Below are 22,413 nucleotides of genomic sequence, written 5' to 3'. Positions count from 1 at the left end.
CGCCCTGTACTGCGCCTGTCTGTACCACGCCTGTGTCATGCCTCGCCGACGCGCGTCGTTTCCCGCGCGCGCGTCGCCGTCGTCTCGTTGCCGCCGCCGCCGTCGGTGGCGTTGCCCGCCACCGCGTCGGCGCTGCCGTCGTCCTGCAAGCGTTGGTGCAGGTCCTGCCCCGGCCGGCGCGCCACCAGCTTGGCGGGATCGCGCAGGTCGAAGCGCACCCAGCCCTTGCCGAGCAGCGAGCGCGCGCCGTCGAGCTGCGCGAACTTGATCAACGCCTGCGCGGCGCCGTCCTGCGGCAGCGCCAGCGTCTCGCCGGTGTCGAAGGTGAGGTCCCAGCGGCGGTTACCGATCCACGTGGCGGCGCGGATGCGTGGCTTGAGCGCGGGCGCGGCGGCGAGCAGCGCCTGGTAGCCCCCCTCCTGCCGGTCCGCGCCCGGGCCGATCACCAGCGGCAGGTCGGGCATGCGCGCGGGATCGACCGGGGCGAGCAGCCGGCCGGTCGAGTCGATCAGCGTGAGCTGGCCGTTATCCTGCCAGATCGCGGCCGGCTCGCGCTCGGTGATGTGGATCAGCAGCCGGTCGGGCAGCCGCCGCGCGACATAGGCGTCGGCGATCCAGCCGTAGGCGAGCAGCCGCTCGCGCACGCGCTCCAGGTCGACGCGCAGCATCGCGCGGCTCGGCTGGTCCTCCAGCGCGATCGCGTAGACCGTCTCGCGGTCCATCCGCTTGAGCCCGGTGATGTCGACCTGCTCGACCTCCAGCCCGGCGCGGCCGGCCGCCTCGGCGATGCCGACACCGATCGCCTGCGGCACGCCCAGCACGGTGGCGAGCGCCAGCGCCGCCGCGCCGACGCCGCCGAGCAGCGTCCAGGTCACCGCGCGCCGCAGCGTCTCCTCGCTGACCGGCAGGCGCGCGATCAGCCGGTCGCCGAGCGACGCCTTGGGCGCGCGCCGCCGGTTGCTGACCGCGCGCCGCGGCGGCGGCCCACCGCGCTTGATCGTGCGGCTCACCGCGCCGCGTCCTTCGCGCGCGCGGCCGCCTTCGGTGCCGGCGCGCGCATCGCCGCGTCGACGATCGCCTGGACCAGCTCGGCGTAGCTCATGCCGGTGTGGCGCGCCTGCTCGGGGACGAGGCTCAGCGCGGTCATCCCCGGCTGGGTGTTGACCTCCAGCAGGAACAGCCCGTCGACGCCGCGCTCGTCGTCCCAGCGGAAGTCGGAGCGGCTGCACCCGCGGCAGCCGAGCACGCGATGTGCCTGGAGCGCGAGGTCGCGGCACGCCTCGGCGATCTCGTCGGGCACGGGCGCGGGGAAGAGATGCTCGGTCATGCCGTCGGTATATTTGGCGTCGTAGTCGTACCAGCCCGACTTCGGCCGCAGCTCGGTGACGCCGAGCGCGCGCGGGCCGTCGGCGCCGTCGAGCACCGCGGTGGTCAGCTCGCGTCCGCGGACATAAGGCTCGGCGAGCAGTTCGTCGAACTCCTGCCAGGGGCCCGCGGTGTCGCGCCCGATCGGGCTGCCGTAATTGCCGCCCATGGTGACGATCGCGACGCCGACCGAGGAGCCCTCGTTGACCGGCTTGAGGACATAGGGGCGCGGCAGCGGATCGGCCTCGTGGATCTCGGCGGAGCGGACGATGCGCCCGCCCGGCATCGGCACGCCGGCGGGGACGAGCACCTGCTTGGTCAACACCTTGTCGATCGCGATCACCGAGGTGGCGAGCCCCGAGTGCGTGTAGCGCAGTCCCATGAGCTCGAGCAGGCCCTGGACGCTGCCGTCCTCGCCCGGCGTACCGTGGAGCGCGTTGAAGACGAGGTCGGGCGCCGCCGCGGCCAGATCGGCGGCGACGGTCGGGGTGAGGTCGACGCGGGTGACGCGGTGGCCGAGCGACTCGAGCGCCTCGGCCACCCCGGCGCCCGAGTTGAGCGACACCTCGCGCTCGGCCGACCAGCCGCCCATGAGGACGGCGACGTGGAGACGACGAGATCCCTCCCCGTCCGCGGACAGGGGGATCGCCGACCGCAGGTCGGTGGTGGAGGGGACTGTCCGCGAGTGCTCCGCCCGCGGAAGCCCCCCTCCACCACCGTGCTCCGCACGGCGGCCCCCCTCCCCGTCCCGGGGAGGATTCTGTCCGTCGCCCACGCGCTGTATCTCCCATTCCAGTTCGACGCCGCTCGCGGCCCTGACCCGCGCGCGCACGTCCTCGCCCAGCGCCTCGATCTCGGCGCTGCTCGCGGCGCCGAGGTTGAGCAGGAAGTTGGTATGCTTCTCGCTCACCTGCGCGTCGCCGCGGCGCAGGCCGCGGCAGCCCGCGGCGTCGACCAACTCCCATGCCTTCGCGCCCGGCGGGTTCTTGAAGGTGGAGCCGCCGGTGCGCGAGCGCAGCGGCTGGCTCGCCTCGCGCGCGGCGGCGATGCGGTCCATCTCGGCCTGGATCGCGGCGGGTGCGCCCGGTACGCCGCGGAACGTCGCGCCCACCACCACCGCCCCCTCGGGCAGCGCCGAGTGGCGGTAGCTGTAGCCCAGCGCGTCGCGCGAGAGCGTCCGCCGCGTGCCGTCGCGCAGCACCACCTCGGCCTCGACCAGCACGTCGGCGGTCTCGCGGCCATAGGCGCCGCCGTTCATCCGCACGAAGCCGCCGACCGTCCCGGGGATGGAGCGCAGGAACTCCACCCCGGCCACGCCGGCATCGCGCGCGGTGGAGGACACGAGGATGCCGCTCGCCCCGCCGCCGCAGCGCAGGAGCGAGTCGCCGATCGGCTCCACCTGGGCGAAGGCCTTGCCGAGCCGGATCGTCACGCCCCGCACGCCGCCGTCGCGCACGATCAGGTTGGAGCCGAGCCCGAGCGGCAGCACCGGCACGCCCGGGTCGAGCGCGGCGAGGAAGGCGGCGAGATCGTCCGCGTCGGCGGGCTCGAACAACCACTCGGCCGCGCCGCCGCTCTTGAACCAGACGAGCGGGGCCAGCGCGGCCCCGGCGGTGAGCCGCCCGCGCACCGGAGGGAGCGTCGCGACGCTCACCGCCGCTGCGCCGTGATCGCGGCGGCGAGGCCGGCGGCCCATTTGGTGATGTCGCCCGCGCCGAGGCAGATCACCTGGTCGCCCGCGCGCAGCTCGCCCGCCAGCGCGGCGGCGAGCGCGGCGGCGTCCTCGATCAGCTCGGCCTGGCGATGGCCGCGATCGCGCAGCCCCGCCACCAGCGCGGCCGAGTCGACGCCCGGCACCGGCGCCTCGCCCGCGGCATAGACGGGGGTGACGTAGACGAGGTCGGCGTCGTTGAAGGCGCCGCGGAACTCCTCCATCAGGTTGCCCAGACGCGAGTAGCGGTGCGGCTGCACCACCGCGATCACCCGCCCCTGCGCGGACTCGCGCGCGGCGGCGAGCACCGCGCGGATCTCGACCGGGTGGTGGCCGTAATCGTCGACGATCGTCGCCGCGCCGCCGTCGAGCGCCACCTCGCCCACCTTGGTGAAGCGCCGCTTGACCCCGGAGAAGCGCTCGAACCCCTTCTGGATCGTCGCGTCGTCGATGCCGAGCTCGAGCGCCACGCCGATCGCGGCGAGCGCGTTCTGGACGTTGTGGCGCCCCGGCATCGGCAGGTCGATCCCCTCGATCGAGCGCACCGCGCCGTCGCGCGCGCGCACCTGCGCCTCGAAGCGGTTGCCGCCGGGATAGGGCGTCACGTTGACGCCGCGCACGTCGGCCGAGGCGGCGAAACCATAGGTGACGATGCGCCGGTCGCGCACGCGCGGGATCAGCGCCTGCACCTCGGGATGGTCGAGGCACAGCAGCGCCGCGCCGTAGAAGGGCACGTTCTCGACGAACTCGACATAGGCGTCCTTGGCGCGATCGAAGCTGCCGTAATGGTCGAGGTGCTCGGGATCGATGTTGGTGACCACCGCGATCGTGCCGTCGAGCCGCAGGAAGCTGCCGTCGCTCTCGTCCGCCTCGACCACCATCCAGTCGCTCGCGCCGAGCCGGGCGTTCGAGCCGTAGCTGTTGATGATGCCGCCGTTGATCACGGTGGGGTCGACCCCGCCCGCGTCCAGCAGCGCCGCCACCATCGAGGTGGTGGTGGTCTTGCCGTGCGTGCCCGCGACCGCGACGGTCGACTTCAGCCGCATGAGCTCGGCGAGCATCTCGGCGCGGCGCACCACGGGGACGCGGTTCTGCAGCGCCGCCTCCACCTCGGGGTTGCCGCGCTTCACCGCGGTGGAGGTGACCACCACCGCCGCGCCCGCCACGTTGGCGGCGTCGTGCCCGATCGTCACGGTGATGCCGCGCGCGCGCAGGCCCTCGACGACGTAGCCCTCGGCGACGTCCGAGCCCTGCACGGTGTAGCCGAGATTGTGCATCACCTCGGCGATGCCGGACATGCCGATCCCGCCGATGCCGACGAAGTGGATCGTCCCGATGTCCGTGGCGACCCCCCTCACGCGAACGCCTTCCGCTGCTGGACGCGACCGACCGGCAGCCGCGACTCGGGCGAGTCGAGGCTCTCGACCAGGTCGGCGAGGTCGCTCGCCGCCTCGGGCGTGCCGCAGGCGCGGGCGCGCGCCGCGGCGTTCTGGAGCGCTTCCGGGTCGAGCCCGAGTTTCTGCATCTGCTTGGCGAGCTCGCTGGGGGTGAAGGCCGATTGCGCGATCGTGCGCGCGCCGCCGGCGCGGGTGATCTCGCGCGCGTTGGCGGTCTGGTGGTCGTCGGTGGCGCTGGGCAGCGGCACCAGGATGGCGGGGCGGCCCGCCGCGGTCAGCTCCGCAATGGTCGAGGCGCCCGCGCGCGCGATCACCACATGCGCCCAGCCGAGCTGCTCGGGCAGATCGGGCAGATAGGTGGCGAGGTCGGCCGCGATCTCGAGCCGCGCATAGGTCTCGCGCGCGACGTCGATGTCCTCGATCCGGGCCTGGTGCGTCACCTGGAGCCGGCGGCGGAACGCGACCGGCAGCATCGCCAGCCCCTCGGGCACCACCTGGCTGAGCACCGAGGCGCCCTGGCTGCCGCCGGTGACGAGCACGCGGAAGATGCTGTCCTCGTCGAGCAAGGGATAGGGCTTGGCGCGCAGCGCGAGCACGCTCTCGCGCACCGGGTTGCCGACGTGGTGCGCCTTGGCGCGGTGGCGCGGGCGCAGCCGCTCGGTCTCGGCGTAGCTGGTCGCGATCGCGTCGACCTTGCCCGCCACCAGCCGGTTGACTCGGCCGAGCACCGCGTTCTGCTCGTGCACCGCGGTGCGGATCCCCGCCGCGAACGCCGCCGACAGCGCGGGATAAGCGGGATAGCCGCCGAAGCCGATCACCGCGGCCGGCTTGAACGTCCGGTACAGCTCGGCCGCCATGGCGCGGCCCTGCATCATCAGCCGCGCCGCCTTGGCCCAGCCGAGCGGCCCGCCGGCGAAGCGCCCGGCGGGGATGACGTGGGTCTGCACGTCCTCGAACAGCCCGGGGAAGCGCACCCCGCGCGCGTCGCTCACCAGCGCGACCCGGTGGCCGCGCTTGGTCAGCTCGGTCGCGAGCGCGGCGGCGGGCACCATATGGCCGCCGGTGCCGCCCGCGGCGAGCACGAAGTGGCGCGGGCGGAAGTCCTGCACGGGCGTCATTCGGCGTTCCATCGCGTGATATAGGGGCTGCGCAGCAGGAACGGGTTGCGCCGCGTGAACGCGAGCAGCAGCCCCATGCCGAGCGACAGCGCCACCATCGACGAGCCGCCGTAGCTGATGAACGGCAGCGTCATCCCCTTGGAGGGCGCCAGCCCGGTGTTGACCGCCATCGAGATCAGCGCCTGAGCGCCGAACTGCACCGCCAGCCCCGAGGCGGCGAGCAATTTGAACGGGTCCTGCTCGTCGAGCAGCTTGACGAAGACGCGGATGACGAGCGCGAGGAACACCAGCGCCACCACCATGCAGGCGAGCAGCCCGAACTCCTCGCCGATCACCGAGAAGATATAGTCGGTGTGCGCCTCGGGCAGGCCGTATTTCACCGTGCCGCCGCCCGGCCCGGTGCCGAACCAGCCGCCCGAGGTGAGCGTGCGGTGCGCCGCGTCGGTCTGGAAATGGTCCGCCGCGCCCTCGCCTTCCACGCCGGGGAACAGGAAGGCATCGATGCGGGCGCGCGCGGTGCTGTAGAAGAGATAGGCCGCCACCAGCGCCGCGGGCACCATCGCCACGAAGCCCATGATCACGCGCGTCGGCGTGCCCGCGATCGTGACGAGCGCGAGCCAGATGCAGCAGAAGATCACGGTCTGGCCGAAATCGGGCTGGAGCATCAGCAGCAAAGCGATCAGCCCGGTGAGCCCGGCGGTGATCATCGTCACCGGCAGTTCCTCGTCGCGCGACTTGAGCGACAGCAGCCACGCCACCGCGACGACGAAGAAGGGCTTGAGGAACTCGGACGGCTGGAACTGCGCGATACCGAAGCCGATCCAGCGCCGCGCGCCGTTCACCATCACCCCCGCGAAGGGCACGATCATCAGCAGTGCCACGCACACCGCCGCGCCGATCAGCGACATGCGCCGGGCCGCCGTCACCGGCAGCATCGACACGCCGAACAGCACCGGCAGCGACACCCCCGCCCATAGCAGCTGGCGCCAGAAATAATGCAGCGGCGCGAATTTGAGATGCTCGCCCGAGTAGCGCGAGGCGCTCGCCGGTGAGCCCGCCGCGACCGCGATCAGCCCGATCGCGATCAGGAACAAGGCGAGCAGCAGCAGCACGCGGTCGATGTCCCAGAACCAGGTGCCGAGCGGCGACGGGTCGCCGCGCCCGCCGCGCCCCTTGAGCCCCGCCCGCTGTGCCCTGCTCACGTCGGTCATGCCAGCGCCTCCACTGCCGCGCGGAACACGGTACCGCGATGCTCGTAGTCGCGGAACTGGTCGAACGAGGCGGCGGCGGGCGACAGCAGCACCACTTCGCCGCGCCGCGCCTCGGCCGCGGCGATCCGCACCGCGCGCTCCAGCGTCTCCGCCTCGGCGACGGGGACGCGGTCGCGCAGCAGCGCGGCGAAGCGCGGGCCGGCCTCGCCGATCGTATAGGCGCGCACCACGTTGCCGAGATGCGGGGCGCAGGCGTCGAGGTCGTCGCCCTTGGCGCGCCCGCCGAGGATCCAGTGAACGCGCGGGAAGGCGGCGAGCGCGGGGGCGACGCTCTCGGGATTGGTCGCCTTGCTGTCGTCGATCCAGGTGACCCCGCCCAGCGTCGCCACCCGCTCCATCCGGTGCGGCAGGCCGTTGAAGGTCTCCAGCCCGGCCTCGATCGCGGCGCGCTCCAGGCCGAGCGCCGCCGCCACCGCGATCGCGGCGAGCGCGTTCTGCGCGTTGTGGGGCCCCTGCAGCGATGGCCAGCGCGACTGGTCGAGCGGCGTGCCCGGCGCGATCGTGGTGATCGTCTCGCCGCGGTGCGCGAAGCCCTGCGCGATCGCGGCCGAGGGAGCGTCGCCGATGCCGATCACGGCGCGGTGGTGCGGCGACTGCATCGCGAACAGCCGCGCCTTGCTGGCGGCATAGTCCTCGAATCCCGCGTAGCGGTCGAGATGGTCGGGGGTGACGTTGAGCAGCACCGCGACCTCGCAGTCGAGCGTCTGCGTCAGGTCGATCTGGTAGCTCGACAGCTCGAGCACGTAGACGCCGCCCGCGGGCAGCGGCGCCTGCGCGAGGATCGGCAGGCCGATGTTGCCGCCCATGCGCGCGGGCACGCCGGCGGCGTCGAGCAGATGGTGGACCAGCGCGGTGGTGGTCGACTTGCCGTTGGTGCCGGTAATGCCGACGACCTTGTGCGGGGGCAGCCCGGCGCGCGCCTGCGCGAACAGCTCGATGTCGCCGACGATCGGCACGCCCGACGCGCGCGCCGCCGCGGCGAGCGGGTGCGTGTTGAGCGGCACGCCCGGGGAGACGACGACAGCGTCGAAGTCGGTGAGATCGAGGGTGGCCAGGTCGGCGATCCGCAGTTCCTCCCCGGCAGGGGGAGGGGGACCGCCAGCCGAAGGCTGGTGGTGGAGGGGACCCTCCGCGAGCGCTGCGCTGCGCGGCGAGCCCCCGCCACCACCGGCTTCGCCGGCGGTCCCCTTCCCCGTGCCGGGAAGGAGTGAGTGGCGCTTCGCCTCGTCCGAGTCCCACGCCGTCACGCGCGCGCCGGCGGCGAGCAGCGCGCGCACGGTCGCGGCGCCCGAGCGTGCCAGCCCGAGCACCGCATAATGTCTCCCCGCCCAGGCGCCGGAGGTGATCACCGCAGCTTCAACGTCGACAGGCCGGCGAGCGCCAGCACCAGCGCGATGATCCAGAAGCGGATCACCACGGTCGGCTCGCTCCAGCCGAGTTGCTCGAAATGGTGGTGAATCGGCGCCATGCGGAAGATGCGCTTGCCGGTGCGCTTGTACCAGAACACCTGGACGATGACGCTCAGCGCCTCCACCACGAACAGCCCGCCGATGATGCCGAGCACGATCTCGTGGTGCGCCACCACCGCGATCGTCCCCAGCGCGCCGCCGAGCGCGAGGCTGCCGGTGTCGCCCATGAACACCGCCGCGGGCGGGGCATTGTACCACAGGAAAGCGAGCCCCGCACCGACCATCGCGCCGCAGAAGATCGCCATGTCGCCCGCGCGCGGCACGTGCGGGATGCCGAGATAGTCGGCGAACTTCACGTTGCCGACGAGATAGGCGATGATCATGAACGCCACCGCGGCGATGATCACCGGCATGGTGGCGAGCCCGTCGAGCCCGTCGGTGAGGTTCACCGAATTGCCGAAGGCCACGATCGTGAAGGCGGCGAACAGCGGATAGGCATAGCCGAGGTCGATGAAATAGCGGTTGGTGAACGGCAGATAGAGCGCCGACCCGTTCTCCTGCATGATGATCCAGGCGGCGATCCCCGCGATCAGGAACTCGAGCAGCAACCGTGTCCGCCCCGACACGCCCGCGGTGCTCGCCTTGCGCACCTTGTCATAGTCGTCGAGGAAACCGATCGCGCCGAAGCCGAGCGTGACGCACAGGCACGCCCAGACGAACGGGTTGGCGAGGTTCATCCACAGCAGGATCGACAGCGTCAGCGCGGTGAGGATCATCAGCCCGCCCATCGTCGGCGTGCCGCGCTTGGCGAGGTGCGTCTGCGGCCCGTCGGCGCGGATCGGCTGGCCCTTGCCCTGGCGCACGCGCAGCCAGCCGATGAAGCGCGGGCCGATGATCAGGCCGATGAACAGAGCGGTCGCCACCGCCGCGCCGGCGCGGAAGGAGAGGTAACGGATGAGGTTGAGCCCGCCGGGAAAACCCAGATGCTCCGCGATCCAGTACAGCACTCAACCCACCTTGTCGGCGAGCGCGGCGACCAGCCGCGACAGCCCGACCCCGTTCGATCCCTTGACGAGCACCGCGTCTCCCGGACGGAGCAGGGCGCGGACCTGGTCCAGCGCCGCGGCGGCATCGCGCACATGGACGAAATCGACCTGCCCCTCAAGCGCCTGCGCGAGCGGCGCCATCGCCTCGCCGACCAGCACGGCCGTTTCGACGCGCGCCGCGATCACCGCGGGGGCGAGCGCCTCGTGGTACGCGGCCGAGCCCGCGCCGAGCTCGCGCATCTCGCCCAGCACCGCGACGTGCCGGCCGGGCTCCTGCGCCAGCACAGCCAGCGTCGCGCGCATCGAGGCCGGGTTGGCGTTGTAGCTCTCGTCGATCAGCAGCGCGCGACCGTCGCCGACCGCGACGTCGCGCCGCGCGCCGCGCCCCGCCAGCCCACCGAGCTCGCCCAGCGCGAGGCCGGCGAGCGCGAGATCGGCGCCGACCGCGTCGACCGCGGCGAGCACCGCCATCGCGTTCGACACCCAATGCTGGCCCGGCTGCGCGATCGTCATGCTCAGCTCGCGCGCGCCGACCTTGGCGCCGACGAAGGTGCCGCCGCGCGGCGAGGGCATCACCTCGGCGGCGTGGACGTCGGCGCGCTTGTCCAGCCCGAAGGTGACGATCTTGCCCGCATACGGGTGCGCCGCCGCGATCAGCCGGTCGCGGTGCGGGCTGTCAAAGGGGACGATCGCGATGCCGCCGGGCTCCAACCCGCGGAAGATCTCGCCCTTGGCGTCGGCGATCGCGCTCTCGTCGGGGAAGAACTCGGTATGCGCCGGCGCGATCGCGGTGACGATGGCGACGTGTGGGCGGACGAGCGTGGTGAGATGCGCCAGCTCGCCGGGGTGGTTCATCCCCATCTCCAGCACCGCATAGTCACTGGCGGCGGGCATGCGCGCGAGGCTGAGCGGGACGCCGGTGTGATTGTTGTAGCTCTTCACCGAGCGATGCGCGCGCCGACTGGGCGAGCGGTCGAGCGCGGCGAACAGCGCCTCCTTGGTCGAGGTCTTGCCGACCGAGCCGGTGACGCCGATCACCCTGCCCTTCACCCGGGCGCGCGCGGCACGGGCGAGCGCCTCGAGCGCGGCGAAGGTGTCCGGGACGCGCACGGCCGGATGCGCGGTCTCGCTCGAGACGATCGCGCCGGCGGCCCCCTGTGCGAACGCCTGGTCGAGGAAACGGTGACCGTCGCTCTGCTCGCCCGCGAGCGCGACGAACAGGTCACCCTCGCCCACCTCGCGCGAGTCGAAGGCGACCCCGTCGGCGGCGAAGCCGGCGGTGGCGGTGCCGCCCGTCGCGGCGGCGATGTCGGACGAGGTCCAGAGACTCATCGGGATCCTCCCCGGTACGGAGCGGAAGGTCGGCCATGCCCCGCATGGCCGAGGATCGTCCGGCAGACGATCCGACCTTCCGCTGGGGACCGCGCCGAGGGCGTGGCGGAGGGGACGAGCGGCATACGGGGCGCTTCGAGCGGGTGACGCGGGTGAGAGTCAGGAAGCGCGGCAGATGCGCTACCGACACGAGCGGCGGCGCGCGCGGCGCCTCCCCTGCACCATGCCTGCGGCATGGTCCCCCTCCCCTTTTCGGGGAAAATTTTGTCCGCCACCGCGCTCACGCCGCCATCTCGCGCGCGACCGCGACGTCGTCGAACGGCAGCACCAGGTCGCCGACGATCTGGCCCTGCTCGTGGCCCTTGCCCGCGATCAGCACGATATCGCCCGCCGCCGCCTCGCGCAGCGCGGCGGCGATCGCGGCGCGGCGGTCGCCGATCTCGCGCGCGCCGGGCGCGCCCTGGAGCAGCTCGGCGCGGATCGCCGCGGGATCCTCCGAGCGCGGGTTGTCGTCGGTGACGATCACCACGTCCGCCGCCGCCGCCGCCACCTGGCCCATCGGCTCGCGCTTGCCGCGGTCGCGGTCGCCGCCCGCGCCCACCACCAGGATCAGCCGCCCCGCGACGTGCGGGCGCAGCGCCGCGCAGGCCGCCTCGATCGCGTCGGGCGTATGCGCATAGTCGACATAGACCGGCGCCCCGCTCGCGGTGATCGCGGCGCGCTCGAGTCGACCGCGCACCGGCTGGAGCCGCGCCAGGCCCGCGAGCGTGGCCGCCACGTCGCCGCCGGTGGCGATCACCAGCCCCGCCGCGATCAGCGCGTTGGCCGCCTGATAGCCGCCGATCAGCGGGAGCTGGACACGGTGATCGACGCCCCCGGCGCGGATCACCAGCCCCTGCCCGAGCAGGGTGGGCACGCGCTCGATCAGCCGCAGGTTGTCGCCGTGCTCCCCGACGGTGACGACGCGGTTGCCGCGCTCGCGCGCGATGTCGATGACGCGCTCGGACTGAGGGTCGTCGGCCCAGACCACGGCGCTGCCGTCGTCGCTCAGCACCTGCGCGAACAGCCGCAGCTTGGCGGTGAAATAGGCCGCCATGTCGCCGTGATAGTCGAGGTGGTCGCGGCCGAGATTGGTGAAGGCGGCGGCGCGCACCGGCAGGCCCTCGGTGCGATACTGGCTCAGCCCGTGGCTCGACGCCTCGAAGGCGAGGTGGGTGACGCCCTCGCGAGCCAGCCCGGCGACGTTCGACAGGAAGGTGACCACGTCGGGCGTGGTCAGTCCGGTGACGACCCGCTCATCGGCGGTGGTGACGCCGAGCGTACCGATCGAGGCGGCGTGCTCGCCCGCCATGCGCCACAGCTGGCGCGTCATCTCGACGGTCGAGGTCTTGCCGTTCGTCCCCGTCACCGCCACCGCCGTGGGCGGAAAGGGCGCGTAGAAGCGCGCGGCGAGGCGGGCGAAGGCCTCACGCGGGTTGTCGTCGGCGACGTGGATCGCCCCATCGACGTGCGCGCCGGGCCGCGCCACCACCGCGACCGCGCCGGCCTCGATCGCCGCGTCGACATAGTCCTCGCCGTTGACGCGCTGCCCCGCGAAGGCGCCGAAGACGTTGCCCGGCGCGACCTTGCGGTGGTCGATCGCGAAGCCGGTGACGGTCGCGTCGGCGGCGACAGGCGCGTCGTGGCCGAGGAGCGCGGAGAGCCTCATCGCGCGCGCCTCACTGGCCGCCGCTCTTGGGCACGTCGTCGCCCTGCCACAACGTCGGCAGGATGTCCGAGACGTCGACGTCGCGATGGTCGTCGGGCACCACGCCGAGCAGCGAGCCGACGCGCGCGATCGTGCGCCCCACCACCGGGGCGGCGTTCCACGCCGCGGTCTTCCACCCGCCCGTCTCCTTGGTGCCCTGCGGCGAGTCGAGCATCGCCAGCACGACGTAGCGCGGCTCGTCCATCGGGAAGGCGGCGACGAAGGTGGCGACGTTGCGAGACCGGTCGTAGCCGCCCGCCACCGCCGCCTCCGCGGTCCCGGTCTTGCCGCCGACGCGATAGCCCGGTGCGTCGCCCTTGCGCCCGGTGCCGCGCATCACCACCAGCCGCAGCATCTGCCGCATCCGCGCGCTGGTCGCCTCGCTGATCACGCGGCGGCCGACCGGCGCGCGGCCGGGCTGCAGCTTGAGCAGCGTCGCTGGCCGCCAGGTGCCGCCGTTGACCAGCGCGGCATAGGCGTTGGCGAGATGGAGCGGGGTCACCGCGATACCGTGACCGAACGCGGTCGTCATCGTCGTCGTGCGCGCCCAATATCGCGGCCAGAGTGGCCGACCCTTCTCGCGGATCTCGATGTCGGGGCGGGTGTCGAAGCCCAGCTTGCGGAACATCGTCTCCATGCGCTGCTGCCCTACCTCATCGGCCACGCGCGCGGTGGCGACGTTCGACGAGTAGATCAGAGTCTCCGCCATGTTGAGCCAGCGCTTCGGGTCGCCGCGCTCGTCGTGGATCGTGTAGCGGCCGACCTGGAGCGGGTGGGTGGCGTCGAAGCGCGCCTCCATCGAGGTGACCACGCCGGTGTCGATCGCGGTCGCCATGGTGATCGGCTTGAAGGTCGAGCCCAGCTCGAAGACGCTCTGCGTCGTCAGGTTGCGCAGCTGGTCGGTCCCCGACATGCCGACGCGATTGGGGTTGAAGGTCGGCAGCGACACCATCGCCAGCACCTCGCCGGTGTGGACGTCGAGCACGATGCCGCCGCCGCCGCGCGCCGAGAAGGTGGTCATCGCGCGCCCCAGCTCGCTCTCCAACGCGGCCTGGACGCGCGTGTCGAGCGACAGCGCGACCGGCTGGCCGATCGTGGCCGGGTTGGTCAGGCGCTCGTCGAGCGCGCGCTCGATCCCGCTCATGCCATGTCCGCCGCTGATGAAGCCGAGCGCGTGCGCGGCCAGCGTGCTCTGCGGGTAGAGCCGCTGCGTCTCGCGCTCGAACACGATGCCGGGCTCGCCGATCGCGTTGACCGCCTCGACCAGCGCCGGGCTGGCGCGGCGCTGGAGGTAGGTGAAGCTCACCGGCTTGGTGATCTGCGCGTAGAACCACGACTGGTCGCCCTTCTCGGGCATCAGCTCGGCGAGCTTGCGCGCGATCTCTGACGGATCGCCGATCAGCTTCTTGGGATGGACGCCGATCGTCCAGGCGTCGATCGTGCGCGCCAGCGGGGCGCCGTTGCGATCGACGATATCGCCGCGCGGCACCGCCGCCGCGACGCTGCCGCCGCGCTCGCTGCCGGCGACGACGCCGAGCAGCGTCAGCCGCCCGATCACCACCAGCACGCCCGCCACGAACAGCAGCATCAGCACCATCAGCCGCAGGTGCTGGGTGGCGAGCAGCTGCTGGCGCTGGTCGCCCGCGCGCGCGCCGCGGACCGGACGGGCGACGAGTGCGGTCACCGCAGGCGACCGCGCTCGGTGCGGGCGCGGCTGAGCAGGTCGCCGACGGTGGTCTCGCTCAGCAGCGCGCGATCGAGCATCGCCACCTTGGCGGCGCGCGCGGCAGCGCCGTTCGGGGCGGGTGCGGCCGCCGCCACCACCGCCGGCGTCAGGCGGGGAGCGGCGACCGGCTTGGCCGCCGCGACCTTCACCGTCGTGACCGGCGCGGCGGCCGCGGTCCGGACGGCGGCGGGAACGGCGGGAGTGGGAGCGGCAGAGGCGGTGACGGCGGCCGCGGCGGCGGGGACGATCAGCTGCGCGGTCTGCACCGGCGCGGCGGCGCCCGGCAGCGGCGCGGGCACCGGCTGGTTGGGCGACAGCGAGGCGAGCGCCGCCTCGTCGCGGACGAACTGCGCGGCGGTCGGCACCGTCAGCGCCAGCGTGTCGCCGTTCCAGCGCTCGAGCTGGGCGAGGTTGGCGCGCACGTCGAACTCGGTCTCGAGCGCGCGGATGTCGCGCTCGGCGCCGACGATCTTGCGGTCGAGCTGCTCCACGCGCTTGCGCTCGGCGGCCACCTGCGAGGAGACGAGGTAGAAGCCGATCGCGACCATCGCGCAGCTGGTGAGCCAGCCCAGCCCCTTCAACCGATACACCGCCGCCATCCTCAAGCCTCCCTTACCCAAGCCGCCGCCGCCGTCCGCCGTGCCGCGCGTAGTGTCGCCGAACGGGCGCGCGGGTTCGCCGCCAGCTCGGTCTCGTCGGCGCGCTGCGCGCGCCCGATCATCTCGAAGGTCGCCGCGCGCGCCGGCGCCGCCGCCGGCAGGTGGCGCGAGCCGCCCGGTGCCGCGCCCGCGCGGTCGCGCAGGAAGCGCTTCACGATGCGGTCCTCGAGCGAGTGGAAGCTGACCACCGCGAGCCGTCCGCCCGGCTTGAGCACGCGCTCCGCCGCGACGAGGCCGCGCTCCAGCTCGTCGAGCTCGCCGTTGACGTGGATCCGCACCGCCTGGAAGGCGCGCGTCGCGGGATCCTTCTTGTCGTGCGGGCGGTGGCCGAGCGCGCGGCGCACCACGGTCGCGAACTGCGCGGTCGTGGTCAGCGGCCGCGCCGCCACCACCGCGCGCGCGATCCGGCGCGACTTGGACTCCTCGCCGTAGCGGTAGAGCACGTCGGCGATCGCCTCCTCGTCGGCGGTGTTGAGGAAATCGGCGGCGGACGGCCCTTCCTGGCTCATCCGCATGTCCAGCGGGCCGTCGCCCTGGAAGGAGAAGCCGCGCTCGGGCTGGTCGAGCTGCATCGACGAGACGCCGATGTCCATCGTCACGCCGTCGACCGGGGCGAGGCCACGCGCGTCCAGCTCCTCGGCGAGGGCCGAGAAGGTGGCGGCGACCATCGTCAGCCGGGTCTCCTCAGCCGCCAGCGCGCGGCCGGTGGCGACCGCGTCGGGATCGCGGTCGAACGCGATCACCTCGGCGCCCGCGGCGAGCAGCGCGCGCGTGTAGCCGCCGGCGCCGAAGGTGGCGTCGACATGGCGCTCGCCGGGGGCGGGGGCGAGCGCGGCGAGCACGGGCGCGAGCAGCACGGGGACGTGCGGCGCGGCGGACGGACCGGCGGACAGGGCGGTCCCGCTCATCATAGCGCGATCCCCTTCTCCTCGCAGGTGAACTCGACATATTCCTTCAGGAAGGGATCGATGTCGGGGGTCTCGAGCAGGATGGTTGGCGCCCAGATCGTGATCCAGTTGAACGCCCCGAGGAACACCGCCGCGCCCGCGATCCGCGCGTAGCGGCGCTCGAACGCGGGCATGATGAAGCGGCCCGAGCCGTCGAAGGGCAGCGGCTCCGCACCGCCGGCGCGATCGAGGATGTTGTAGTCGACCTTGCCGGTGCGCTCGAACTGCGCCGCGTCGAGCGCCTCCAGCCGCGATTTCCAGAACGGCACGAAGCCGGGGTCGTAGGCGATCAGGCAGCGATGCTCCGGATGCGGCGCGATGATGACGGTGCCGCCGTCCTTGCCGTCGTCACGGGGGGCGTTCTTGGCGAGCATCGCGCGGAGGGTGTTCGGAATCGCGACCCGGCCCTTGTCGTCGACAAGACCGAGCCCCTTTCCCTGATAGTCCACCCTGTCTGCCACGCCCACCTCACACCCGGAGCGCACGACCTCCTGTTCCGGCGAACGGCCATCACCGCCCGCCGACGTTGCCCGTCAGCAAACAACAGTGGTCCTGCCCCCAATGTCGTGATCGACACGTATCAGGGTTACTTGGGGATGAGAAGGGAAATTCGGGGAGAGCCGGGGAAGCGGCGGATTTTCTCGGTCGATCCGCGTGCTAGGTCGGGGGTGGCGGGCGCGGGTGGGCACGCGCGCGGGCGAAAGCGGGCGCGTGGAAGGGGCGCAGGCAGCGTTTCCCCGCTTTTCCCCGGGAGATTCGGGGAACACGGTCGAGCGGCGTCGTGCGGGTGGGAACGGGAGCAGCTACGAGGTGCACCGGCTCGCGAGCGCCGACCGACGGATGGTACCACCCCTCGGCACGAGAGAGCGCTCGTCTCGGCGACGCCGCCGCGCCCGCTACGACCGTCACCCCGGCCCCGAGCCGGCATCCACCGTGTCGCGGACATGACGATCGCCGCGCTCGCGGCACGATGGAAGCCGGCTCAAGCCCGGCATGACGACAGCGCTTGCTCTCAGGCCACGAGGACTCCGCTGTAGGTAGCGGCCGAGACGCACCACCGCGATCCCGCGCACGACGCCCGCAGCCGGGCGCGCCGATCGTCACTGCGCGTGCGGCGCGGGCTTCTCGGCCGGCGGGGTGTTGGCGGCGCTGGGGGTCACGCCCAACTCGGCGAGCGGCTCGTTGGTCGGCGTGACGGTGGGGATCGGACCCGGCACGCTCATGTTGACCACGACCGCTGGCTGCGCCGCGCCGGCGACCGCGACCGGGCGCTCCTGATCGACGGTCGAGAAGATCGCGCTGGCCACGCCGATCAGCAGCACCACCATGGCGAGCCCGACCATGCCGACCCGCACGCGCTGGCGCGCCTGTTCCGACTGCTGGCGCTCGACCGCCACCTTCTTTCGCTGCGAACCCTTCATCTCGTCGTGCGACGTTAACCGATCGTCGCGGCGCTGTCGATCACGCCCCGTCACGGCGCTGCCGCACCAGCCCCTTCGCCGCCAGCCACGCCGGGTCATACAGCGTCGAGAGATAGCGGAAGCCGGTGTCGCACAGGATCGTCGCGATCCGCTTGCCCGGCCCGAGCTGGCGCGCGAGACGCACCGCGCCCGCGACGTTGATCCCCGAGGAGAGGCCGAGGCACAGCCCCTCCTCCGCCAGCAGCCGCTCGGTCCAGTCGAAGCCTTCCTGGTCGGCGATGCGGAACTGCGCGTCGACCGGCGCGCCCTCGAGATTGGCGGTGATCCGCCCCTGGCCGATCCCCTCGGCGACCGACGAACCCTCCGCGCGCAGCTCGCCGCAGGCGTAATAGTCGTAGAGCGCCGCGCCTTGCGGGTCGCTCAGCGCGACGCAGACGCGCTCGTCCTTGGCCTTGAGCCCCAGCCCCACCCCGGCGAAGGTGCCGCCGGTGCCGACCGCGCAGGTGAAGCCGTCGATCCGGCCCTCCATCTGCGCCCAGATCTCCTCGGCCGTGCCGACGATATGCGCGCGCCGATTGGCGATATTGTCGAACTGGTTGGCCCAGATCGCGCCGGGCGTCTCCTCGGCGATGCGGCGCGAGGTGTGGACGAAATGGTACTGGCTCGAATAGGGTGCGGCGGGAACGGTCACCAGCTCGGCGCCGAGCGCGCGCAGCGTGTCCATCTTCTCCTTGGACTGGGTGTCGGGCATCACGATGATCGTGCGATAGCCCTTGGCGTTGGCGACCAGCGCCAGCCCGATCCCGGTGTTGCCCGCGGTGCCCTCGACGATCGTGCCGCCGGGCTGGAGTTGCCCCCGCGCCTCGGCATCCTCGACGATGAACAAGGCGGCGCGGTCCTTCACGCTCGCGCCCGGGTTGGTGAACTCGCACTTGCCGAAGATGTCGCAGCCGGTCGCCTCGCTCGGCCCCTTGAGCCGCACGAGCGGCGTGTTGCCGATCAGCGCCAGCGTGTCGCTTGTGGTATGCATGGCGCGCTAGATGCGGAGCCCGGGGGCAATGCGCAAGCGAGCAGAACTATCGCGCCGCCACTCCGGCCTTGGCGAGGTGCGGCGCGAGGCGCCCCGCGAGCCACAGGAAGAACATGCGATAGTCGGCCAGCAGCGACCAGAAAGGGTGGCGGAAGGTCGCCGGCCGGTTGCGCTCGACCGCGACATGCGCGCCCCAGGCGAAGGCATAGCCCGCCACCGGGACGGCCGCCCACCACCAGCCGCCGAACGCCAGCGCGGGCGCCGCGGCGGCGAAGCTGAGCGCGGTGCCGGCATAATGGAGCGCGCGGGTGGCAGGGCACGCGTGCTCGCGGAGGTAATGGGGCCAGAAGGCGGCGAAGGTGCGTGGCGGCATGGGGTCGGCTCCGAGCGGGCACTCGATCCTAGCAGAGCGGGAGGCGCCGGACGAGGCGGCGACGCGCCTCGGCGGTCGCGCGCTGACGAGCCTGGATCCGAGGCGCGCGACGCGGCAGCCGGTCGCGCCCCCGCCATCCCGGCCTCGGGCCCGCATCCATGGTGCCGCGAGTACCGTCCGCGGGACTGGTCAGCGCGGCTACGCCGTGCCATGTTCTCCCTCCGTTCCCTCATGCGAGTCGCCGCCGGTGCCCAGCGCGGATCTCACTCTGCCCCCGCGCCCGCTGCGCTGGCTGTTCCTCGACCTGAACAGCTATTTCGCCAGCGTCGAGCAGCAGGTGCAGCCCGCGCTGCGCGGGCGCCCGGTGATCGTCGCGCCGGTCGGCAGCGACACCACGGTGGCGATCGCGGCGTCACGCGAGGCCAAGCGCTACGGCATCTCCACCGGCACGCCCGTGTGGGAAGCCAAGCGCAAGTGCCGGGAGCTGGTCGTCACGCCGGCGCGACACGAGCTGTACGTCGCCTATCACCACCGCATCGTCGCCGAGGTCGAGCGCCACGTGCCGGTGACGCGGGTCTGCTCGATCGACGAGGTAGCGTGCCGGCTGCTCGACAATGAGAACGGCCGCGACGCCGCGATCGCGCTGGCCCGCCGCATCAAGCGCGGGCTCGCCGTCGCGGTCGGCGACTATCTCACCTGCTCGATCGGGATCGCGCCGAACCGGCTGCTCGCCAAGCTCGCCTCCGACCTGCAGAAGCCCGACGGCCTCGTGGTGTTCGAGGCGGCCGCGCTGCCCGACGCGCTGTACCCGCTCAAGCTGCGCGACATCGCCGGCATCGGCCCCAACATGGAACGGCGGCTGGCGCGCGACGGCGTCAACGACATTCGCCAGCTGCTCGCGCGCCGCCCGCGCGACGCCGGCCACGCCTGGGGCGGCAGCGACGGCGACCGGCTGTGGTACCTGCTCCACGGCGTCGACCTGCCCGAGAAGCCGACGCGGAGCCGCACGATCGGGCACAGCCACGTGCTCTCCCCGCGCCACCGCGGCTATGAATCGGTGCGGCTGACGTCGCGCCGGCTCGCGCTCAAGGCCGCCAGCCGGTTGCGCCGCAAGGGCTATCGCGCCCGGCTGCTGGTGCTCCACGCGCGCTTCGAGGACGACAAGAGCAAGTGGCGCGCGAGCGTCAAACTGCCGGCCACGCAGGACAGTTTCGTGATGCTGGCGCGGCTCGACTCGCTCTTCCCGCGGCTGCGGGCGGCGGGCGAAGCGCATCGCAGCGGCTGCCGCATGATCGGGGTGACGCTGGCCGAGATCGAACCGGTCGCGGGCGAGCAGGGCTCGCTGTTCGCCGCGCTGGATCCCGACGACCCACTCGCGCGCGAGACCCGCACCCTGGCGCTCAGTCGCGCGATGGACCGGATCAACGAGCGGTTCGGGCGCAACGCGGTCTCGGTCGGACCGCTCAACGGCGGGCGGCTCGATCGGGTGGGCTCGAAGATCGCGTTCGGCCGCATCCCGGAGCTGTCCGAGTTCCACGAGTGAGCGCTACCGAAATGGGTCGTTGGAACAATGACTCTGGTATGACAGGGTTGACGACCTTTTCCGCATGCGCGAAGCGTGCGGGCCTATGCAAAAGCTTGCTTTCCTCCCCCTCGCCGCCTCCTTGTTCGCGCTCGCAGCGTGCAATTCCGAGCCGTCCAAGCCGCAGGTGATCGACTCCAACCCCGATCCGATGGCGTCACAGCTGGCCAATGCCGCGCCCGTCGAGCTGCCGCCCGCGATCAAGGCCGACAAGACGATGCGCTGCAAGGACGGTAGCCTCGTCTACGTGACCTTCTTCACCGGCGACAAGCAGGCGGTGGTGCGTACCGAGAAGAACGGTACGCCCACCATGCTCAAGGGTGAGGGCGGCGAGGCGCCGCTCAGCGCCGAGGGCGGCTGGAAGATGACCGGCACCCCGACCGAGATCACCCTGACCCGCCCGGGCAAGGGCGCGCTTTCCTGCCACGCCTGAGCTGAGTCGTGCCGGCGCGTCTCGCGGAGAGCGCCGGCGCCTCACCTCGATCAATCCTTGCCGCACGTCGCGGCCGCCCCTAGCGTCCAGCGCTTATGGCAACCATCGCGATCTACAGCCTGAAGGGCGGCGTCGGTAAGTCGACGCTGGCCGTCAATCTCGCGTGGTGCGCCGCGACGCTGTCGGCGCGGCGCACGTTACTGTGGGACCTCGATCCTCAGGCCGCGTCCAGCTGGGTGCTCGGCGACGGCGGCGCGCACGACCGGGCGCAGGCGCTGTTCTCGCGCGATGTCGATCCCGAGCGACTGATCACGCGCACGCGCTTCGACCGGCTCGAGCTGCTCCCCGCCGACGCCTCGCTGCGCGACCTCAACCACCTGTTCCGCGAGCTCGACAAGAAGAAGCGGCTGCGCAAGCTGATCGCGGATCTGGGCGACCACGACCACGTCATCCTCGACTGCCCTCCCGGGCTGACCGAGACCGCGGACCAGGTCGCGCGCGCCGCCGACCTGATCGTGGTGCCGGTGGTGCCCTCGGCCTTCTCGCAGCGCGCTTATGCCACGATCGAGCGCCAGTTCGGCGGCCAGGTCGCGATCCTGCCGGTGCACAACATGGTCGACCGCCGCCGCGCGCTCCACGTCGCCGCCGTCGAGCAGCACGCGGACTGGCCGGCCATCCCCGCGGCTAGCGCGATCGAGGCGGCCAGCGCCAAACGGCTGCCGGTCGGCGTCGCCGCCCCGAAGAGCATCGCGGCCAGCGCGTTCGCGCAGCTGTGGCGCGCGGTGGAACAGCGCTGCGGTTGAGCGCCGAGCCGCTCGACCCGTCGCTGCTGCTGGGCGCCTATTCGGTCGGCGTCTTCCCGATGGCGGACAGCCGCGACGCGGCCGACGTCTACTGGGTCGAGCCGCGCCGCCGCGCGATCCTGCCGCTCGACGGCTTCCATCTCTCGCGTTCGCTGCGCAAGGTGATCGTCGCCGACCGGTTCCGCGTCACCGCCGACCGCGCCTTCGCCGAGATCATCGCGCTCTGTGCCGAGAGCGCCGTGGATCGCCCCGACACCTGGATCAACGCCTCGATCGAGCAGGCGTTCGTCCGCCTGCACGGGCTCGGGCACGCGCATTCGATCGAGTGCTGGGACGGCGACGTGCTGGTCGGGGGGCTCTACGGGCTCGCGCTCGGCCGGGCCTTCTTCGGCGAGAGCATGGTGAGCCGGAGGCCGAACGCCTCCAAGGTGGCGATCGCGGCGCTGGTGGCGCGGCTGCGCGCGGGCGGCTTCACCCTGCTCGACTGCCAATTCATGACCGAGCACCTCGCCTCGCTCGGCGCGGTCGAGGTGCCGCGCGCCGACTACATGACGTTGCTGGGCGCGGCGCTCTCTTCGACCGCCTCGTCGGCGGGAGCCGGTTCATCCCCTGCCGCACTGGCCGAGGCGGCGGGCGCCGGGATCTTCGGCGCCCTGGATGCGGCCGCCGGCGCCGACGGCGCGGTGCCCGGGAAGGTCATCGCGCAGCTCTTGGTCCAGACGTCGTAGACCGGGTGGATCACGACGTTGGCGGCGGGCCGCTCCTTGTAGAGCCAGCCCGAGAAGGCGCGGCGCCAGCCGCCCTCCGCGGCGCGGACGTCGAGCTGGACGAAGGCGCCGGTGAGCGGCTCGGGCTCCCATGGCGCGGTCTGCTCGCACGCGCGCAGCCGCACGATCACGTCGCCTGCGCGGACCGCCTGCCCTGGCTTGAGCGTGAGGTCGCGGCTGACCCCGTTGCGCTTGTTGAGCAGGCCCAGCACCGCGACGCGCTGCGCCATCGGGGTGGCGCCGAGATCGACCGGATCGTCCTGCGAGTCGAGCGAC

The 22,413-nt window shown here is 72.6% G+C and carries 20 protein-coding genes and 2 pseudogenes; 4 read left to right on the top strand and 18 right to left on the bottom strand.

What is annotated here, in order from left to right; genetic code table 11:
* Positions 1 to 35 precede the first annotated feature (35 nt).
* From FHY05_RS15095 to FHY05_RS15015, 17 genes and pseudogenes are all read right to left on the bottom strand, one after another.
* On the bottom strand, positions 36 to 1,010 hold the full coding sequence (locus FHY05_RS15095) for a cell division protein FtsQ/DivIB (protein WP_183945269.1): 975 nt from the start codon (positions 1,008 to 1,010) through the stop codon (positions 36 to 38).
* Positions 1,007 to 2,005 carry a D-alanine--D-alanine ligase gene (locus FHY05_RS15090; RefSeq protein ID WP_260181608.1) on the bottom strand — a complete coding sequence of 333 codons (999 nt, stop codon included), beginning with the start codon at positions 2,003 to 2,005 and terminating at the stop codon, positions 1,007 to 1,009. The genes FHY05_RS15095 and FHY05_RS15090 overlap by 4 nt, the downstream gene beginning before the upstream one ends.
* Before the next feature lie 129 nt (positions 2,006 to 2,134).
* A pseudogene (gene murB / locus FHY05_RS15085) lies at positions 2,135 to 3,061 on the bottom strand (UDP-N-acetylmuramate dehydrogenase); the annotation flags it as partial.
* On the bottom strand, positions 3,016 to 4,434 hold the full coding sequence (gene murC, locus FHY05_RS15080; protein WP_183945268.1) for a UDP-N-acetylmuramate--L-alanine ligase: 1,419 nt from the start codon (positions 4,432 to 4,434) through the stop codon (positions 3,016 to 3,018). The pseudogene murB and the gene murC, both read right to left, overlap by 46 nt.
* Positions 4,431 to 5,591 (bottom strand): undecaprenyldiphospho-muramoylpentapeptide beta-N-acetylglucosaminyltransferase, encoded by a 1,161-nt coding sequence (gene murG / locus FHY05_RS15075; protein WP_260181590.1) that lies wholly within the window; start codon positions 5,589 to 5,591, stop codon positions 4,431 to 4,433. Before murG ends, murC begins: the two co-directional genes overlap by 4 nt.
* Positions 5,588 to 6,802, bottom strand: a complete 1,215-nt coding sequence (locus tag FHY05_RS15070) for an FtsW/RodA/SpoVE family cell cycle protein (RefSeq protein WP_183945266.1) — start codon at positions 6,800 to 6,802, stop codon at positions 5,588 to 5,590. Before FHY05_RS15070 ends, murG begins: the two co-directional genes overlap by 4 nt.
* The gene (gene murD / locus FHY05_RS15065) at positions 6,799 to 8,211 is read right to left on the bottom strand and encodes a UDP-N-acetylmuramoyl-L-alanine--D-glutamate ligase (RefSeq protein ID WP_183945265.1); all 1,413 of its coding nucleotides are present in this window, start codon (positions 8,209 to 8,211) and stop codon (positions 6,799 to 6,801) included. The genes FHY05_RS15070 and murD overlap by 4 nt, the downstream gene beginning before the upstream one ends.
* Positions 8,208 to 9,278 (bottom strand): phospho-N-acetylmuramoyl-pentapeptide-transferase, encoded by a 1,071-nt coding sequence (gene mraY / locus FHY05_RS15060; RefSeq protein WP_183945264.1) that lies wholly within the window; start codon positions 9,276 to 9,278, stop codon positions 8,208 to 8,210. The genes murD and mraY overlap by 4 nt, the downstream gene beginning before the upstream one ends.
* Positions 9,279 to 10,649 (bottom strand): UDP-N-acetylmuramoyl-tripeptide--D-alanyl-D-alanine ligase, encoded by a 1,371-nt coding sequence (murF, locus tag FHY05_RS15055; RefSeq protein WP_183945263.1) that lies wholly within the window; start codon positions 10,647 to 10,649, stop codon positions 9,279 to 9,281.
* A 280-nt stretch (positions 10,650 to 10,929) separates the two neighbouring features.
* Positions 10,930 to 12,357 (bottom strand): UDP-N-acetylmuramoyl-L-alanyl-D-glutamate--2,6-diaminopimelate ligase, encoded by a 1,428-nt coding sequence (locus FHY05_RS15050; protein ID WP_183945262.1) that lies wholly within the window; start codon positions 12,355 to 12,357, stop codon positions 10,930 to 10,932.
* Between the two features lie 10 nt (positions 12,358 to 12,367).
* Complete coding sequence (locus FHY05_RS15045; RefSeq protein WP_183945261.1) at positions 12,368 to 14,080, bottom strand: penicillin-binding protein 2; 1,713 nt, start codon at positions 14,078 to 14,080, stop codon at positions 12,368 to 12,370.
* Entirely contained in the window at positions 14,077 to 14,721 is a 645-nt protein-coding gene (locus FHY05_RS15040) for a hypothetical protein (RefSeq protein ID WP_183945260.1), read from the bottom strand. The genes FHY05_RS15045 and FHY05_RS15040 overlap by 4 nt, the downstream gene beginning before the upstream one ends.
* 2 nt (positions 14,722 to 14,723) lie before the next feature.
* Entirely contained in the window at positions 14,724 to 15,689 is a 966-nt protein-coding gene (gene rsmH, locus FHY05_RS15035) for a 16S rRNA (cytosine(1402)-N(4))-methyltransferase RsmH (protein WP_183945259.1), read from the bottom strand.
* On the bottom strand, positions 15,689 to 16,189 hold the full coding sequence (locus FHY05_RS15030) for a division/cell wall cluster transcriptional repressor MraZ (protein ID WP_183945258.1): 501 nt from the start codon (positions 16,187 to 16,189) through the stop codon (positions 15,689 to 15,691). Before FHY05_RS15030 ends, rsmH begins: the two co-directional genes overlap by 1 nt.
* Positions 16,190 to 16,828: 639 nt before the next feature.
* Complete coding sequence (locus FHY05_RS15025; RefSeq protein ID WP_258048001.1) at positions 16,829 to 17,149, bottom strand: hypothetical protein; 321 nt, start codon at positions 17,147 to 17,149, stop codon at positions 16,829 to 16,831.
* A 40-nt stretch (positions 17,150 to 17,189) separates the two neighbouring features.
* Complete coding sequence (locus FHY05_RS15020) at positions 17,190 to 18,179, bottom strand: cysteine synthase A (protein WP_183945257.1); 990 nt, start codon at positions 18,177 to 18,179, stop codon at positions 17,190 to 17,192.
* A 46-nt stretch (positions 18,180 to 18,225) separates the two neighbouring features.
* Positions 18,226 to 18,552, bottom strand: coding sequence for a DUF962 domain-containing protein (locus FHY05_RS15015; RefSeq protein ID WP_183945256.1), 327 nt, complete (start codon positions 18,550 to 18,552; stop codon positions 18,226 to 18,228).
* A gap of 247 nt (positions 18,553 to 18,799) precedes the next feature.
* Here FHY05_RS15015 and FHY05_RS15010 point away from each other — a divergent pair, with 247 nt between their 5' ends.
* The 4 genes from FHY05_RS15010 to aat all read left to right on the top strand — a co-directional run bounded on the left by FHY05_RS15010 (position 18,800) and on the right by aat (position 22,098).
* A complete protein-coding gene (locus FHY05_RS15010; RefSeq protein ID WP_311732495.1) occupies positions 18,800 to 20,095 on the top strand; it encodes a type VI secretion protein ImpB in 1,296 nt (431 codons plus the stop codon).
* Between the two features lie 85 nt (positions 20,096 to 20,180).
* The gene (locus FHY05_RS15005) at positions 20,181 to 20,567 is read left to right on the top strand and encodes a hypothetical protein (RefSeq protein WP_183945254.1); all 387 of its coding nucleotides are present in this window, start codon (positions 20,181 to 20,183) and stop codon (positions 20,565 to 20,567) included.
* A 95-nt stretch (positions 20,568 to 20,662) separates the two neighbouring features.
* Complete coding sequence (locus FHY05_RS15000; RefSeq protein WP_183945253.1) at positions 20,663 to 21,370, top strand: ParA family protein; 708 nt, start codon at positions 20,663 to 20,665, stop codon at positions 21,368 to 21,370.
* 59 nt (positions 21,371 to 21,429) lie between these two features.
* Positions 21,430 to 22,098, top strand: coding sequence for a leucyl/phenylalanyl-tRNA--protein transferase (aat, locus tag FHY05_RS14995; protein WP_221191234.1), 669 nt, complete (start codon positions 21,430 to 21,432; stop codon positions 22,096 to 22,098).
* 35 nt (positions 22,099 to 22,133) lie between these two features.
* On the opposite strand, the pseudogene FHY05_RS14990 reads toward aat, so the two are convergent.
* Positions 22,134 to 22,367: pseudogene (locus tag FHY05_RS14990) on the bottom strand (DUF2155 domain-containing protein); the annotation flags it as partial.
* Positions 22,368 to 22,413: the final 46 nt, after the last annotated feature.

The organism is Sphingomonas sp. BK580 (assembly GCF_014194975.1).
Lineage (GTDB): Bacteria > Pseudomonadota > Alphaproteobacteria > Sphingomonadales > Sphingomonadaceae > Sphingomonas.
Note: the sequence above shows the minus strand (reverse complement) of the source record. Positions and strands in the feature narration are given on the sequence as shown.

What these genes read in the sequence shown, in the direction of transcription:
- murG (WP_260181590.1), bottom strand. Translation starts at nt 5,591, where the DNA reads ATGACGCCCGTGCAGGACTTCCGCCCGCGCCACTTCGTGCTCGCCGCG.
- FHY05_RS15070 (WP_183945266.1), bottom strand. Translation starts at nt 6,802, where the DNA reads ATGACCGACGTGAGCAGGGCACAGCGGGCGGGGCTCAAGGGGCGCGGC.
- murF (WP_183945263.1), bottom strand. Translation starts at nt 10,649, where the DNA reads ATGAGTCTCTGGACCTCGTCCGACATCGCCGCCGCGACGGGCGGCACC.
- FHY05_RS15050 (WP_183945262.1), bottom strand. Translation starts at nt 12,357, where the DNA reads ATGAGGCTCTCCGCGCTCCTCGGCCACGACGCGCCTGTCGCCGCCGAC.
- FHY05_RS15040 (WP_183945260.1), bottom strand. Translation starts at nt 14,721, where the DNA reads ATGGCGGCGGTGTATCGGTTGAAGGGGCTGGGCTGGCTCACCAGCTGC.
- rsmH (WP_183945259.1), bottom strand. Translation starts at nt 15,689, where the DNA reads ATGAGCGGGACCGCCCTGTCCGCCGGTCCGTCCGCCGCGCCGCACGTC.
- FHY05_RS15025 (WP_258048001.1), bottom strand. Translation starts at nt 17,149, where the DNA reads ATGAAGGGTTCGCAGCGAAAGAAGGTGGCGGTCGAGCGCCAGCAGTCG.
- FHY05_RS15020 (WP_183945257.1), bottom strand. Translation starts at nt 18,179, where the DNA reads ATGCATACCACAAGCGACACGCTGGCGCTGATCGGCAACACGCCGCTC.
- FHY05_RS15015 (WP_183945256.1), bottom strand. Translation starts at nt 18,552, where the DNA reads ATGCCGCCACGCACCTTCGCCGCCTTCTGGCCCCATTACCTCCGCGAG.
- FHY05_RS15005 (WP_183945254.1), top strand. Translation starts at nt 20,181, where the DNA reads ATGCAAAAGCTTGCTTTCCTCCCCCTCGCCGCCTCCTTGTTCGCGCTC.
- FHY05_RS15000 (WP_183945253.1), top strand. Translation starts at nt 20,663, where the DNA reads ATGGCAACCATCGCGATCTACAGCCTGAAGGGCGGCGTCGGTAAGTCG.
- aat (WP_221191234.1), top strand. Translation starts at nt 21,430, where the DNA reads ATGGCGGACAGCCGCGACGCGGCCGACGTCTACTGGGTCGAGCCGCGC.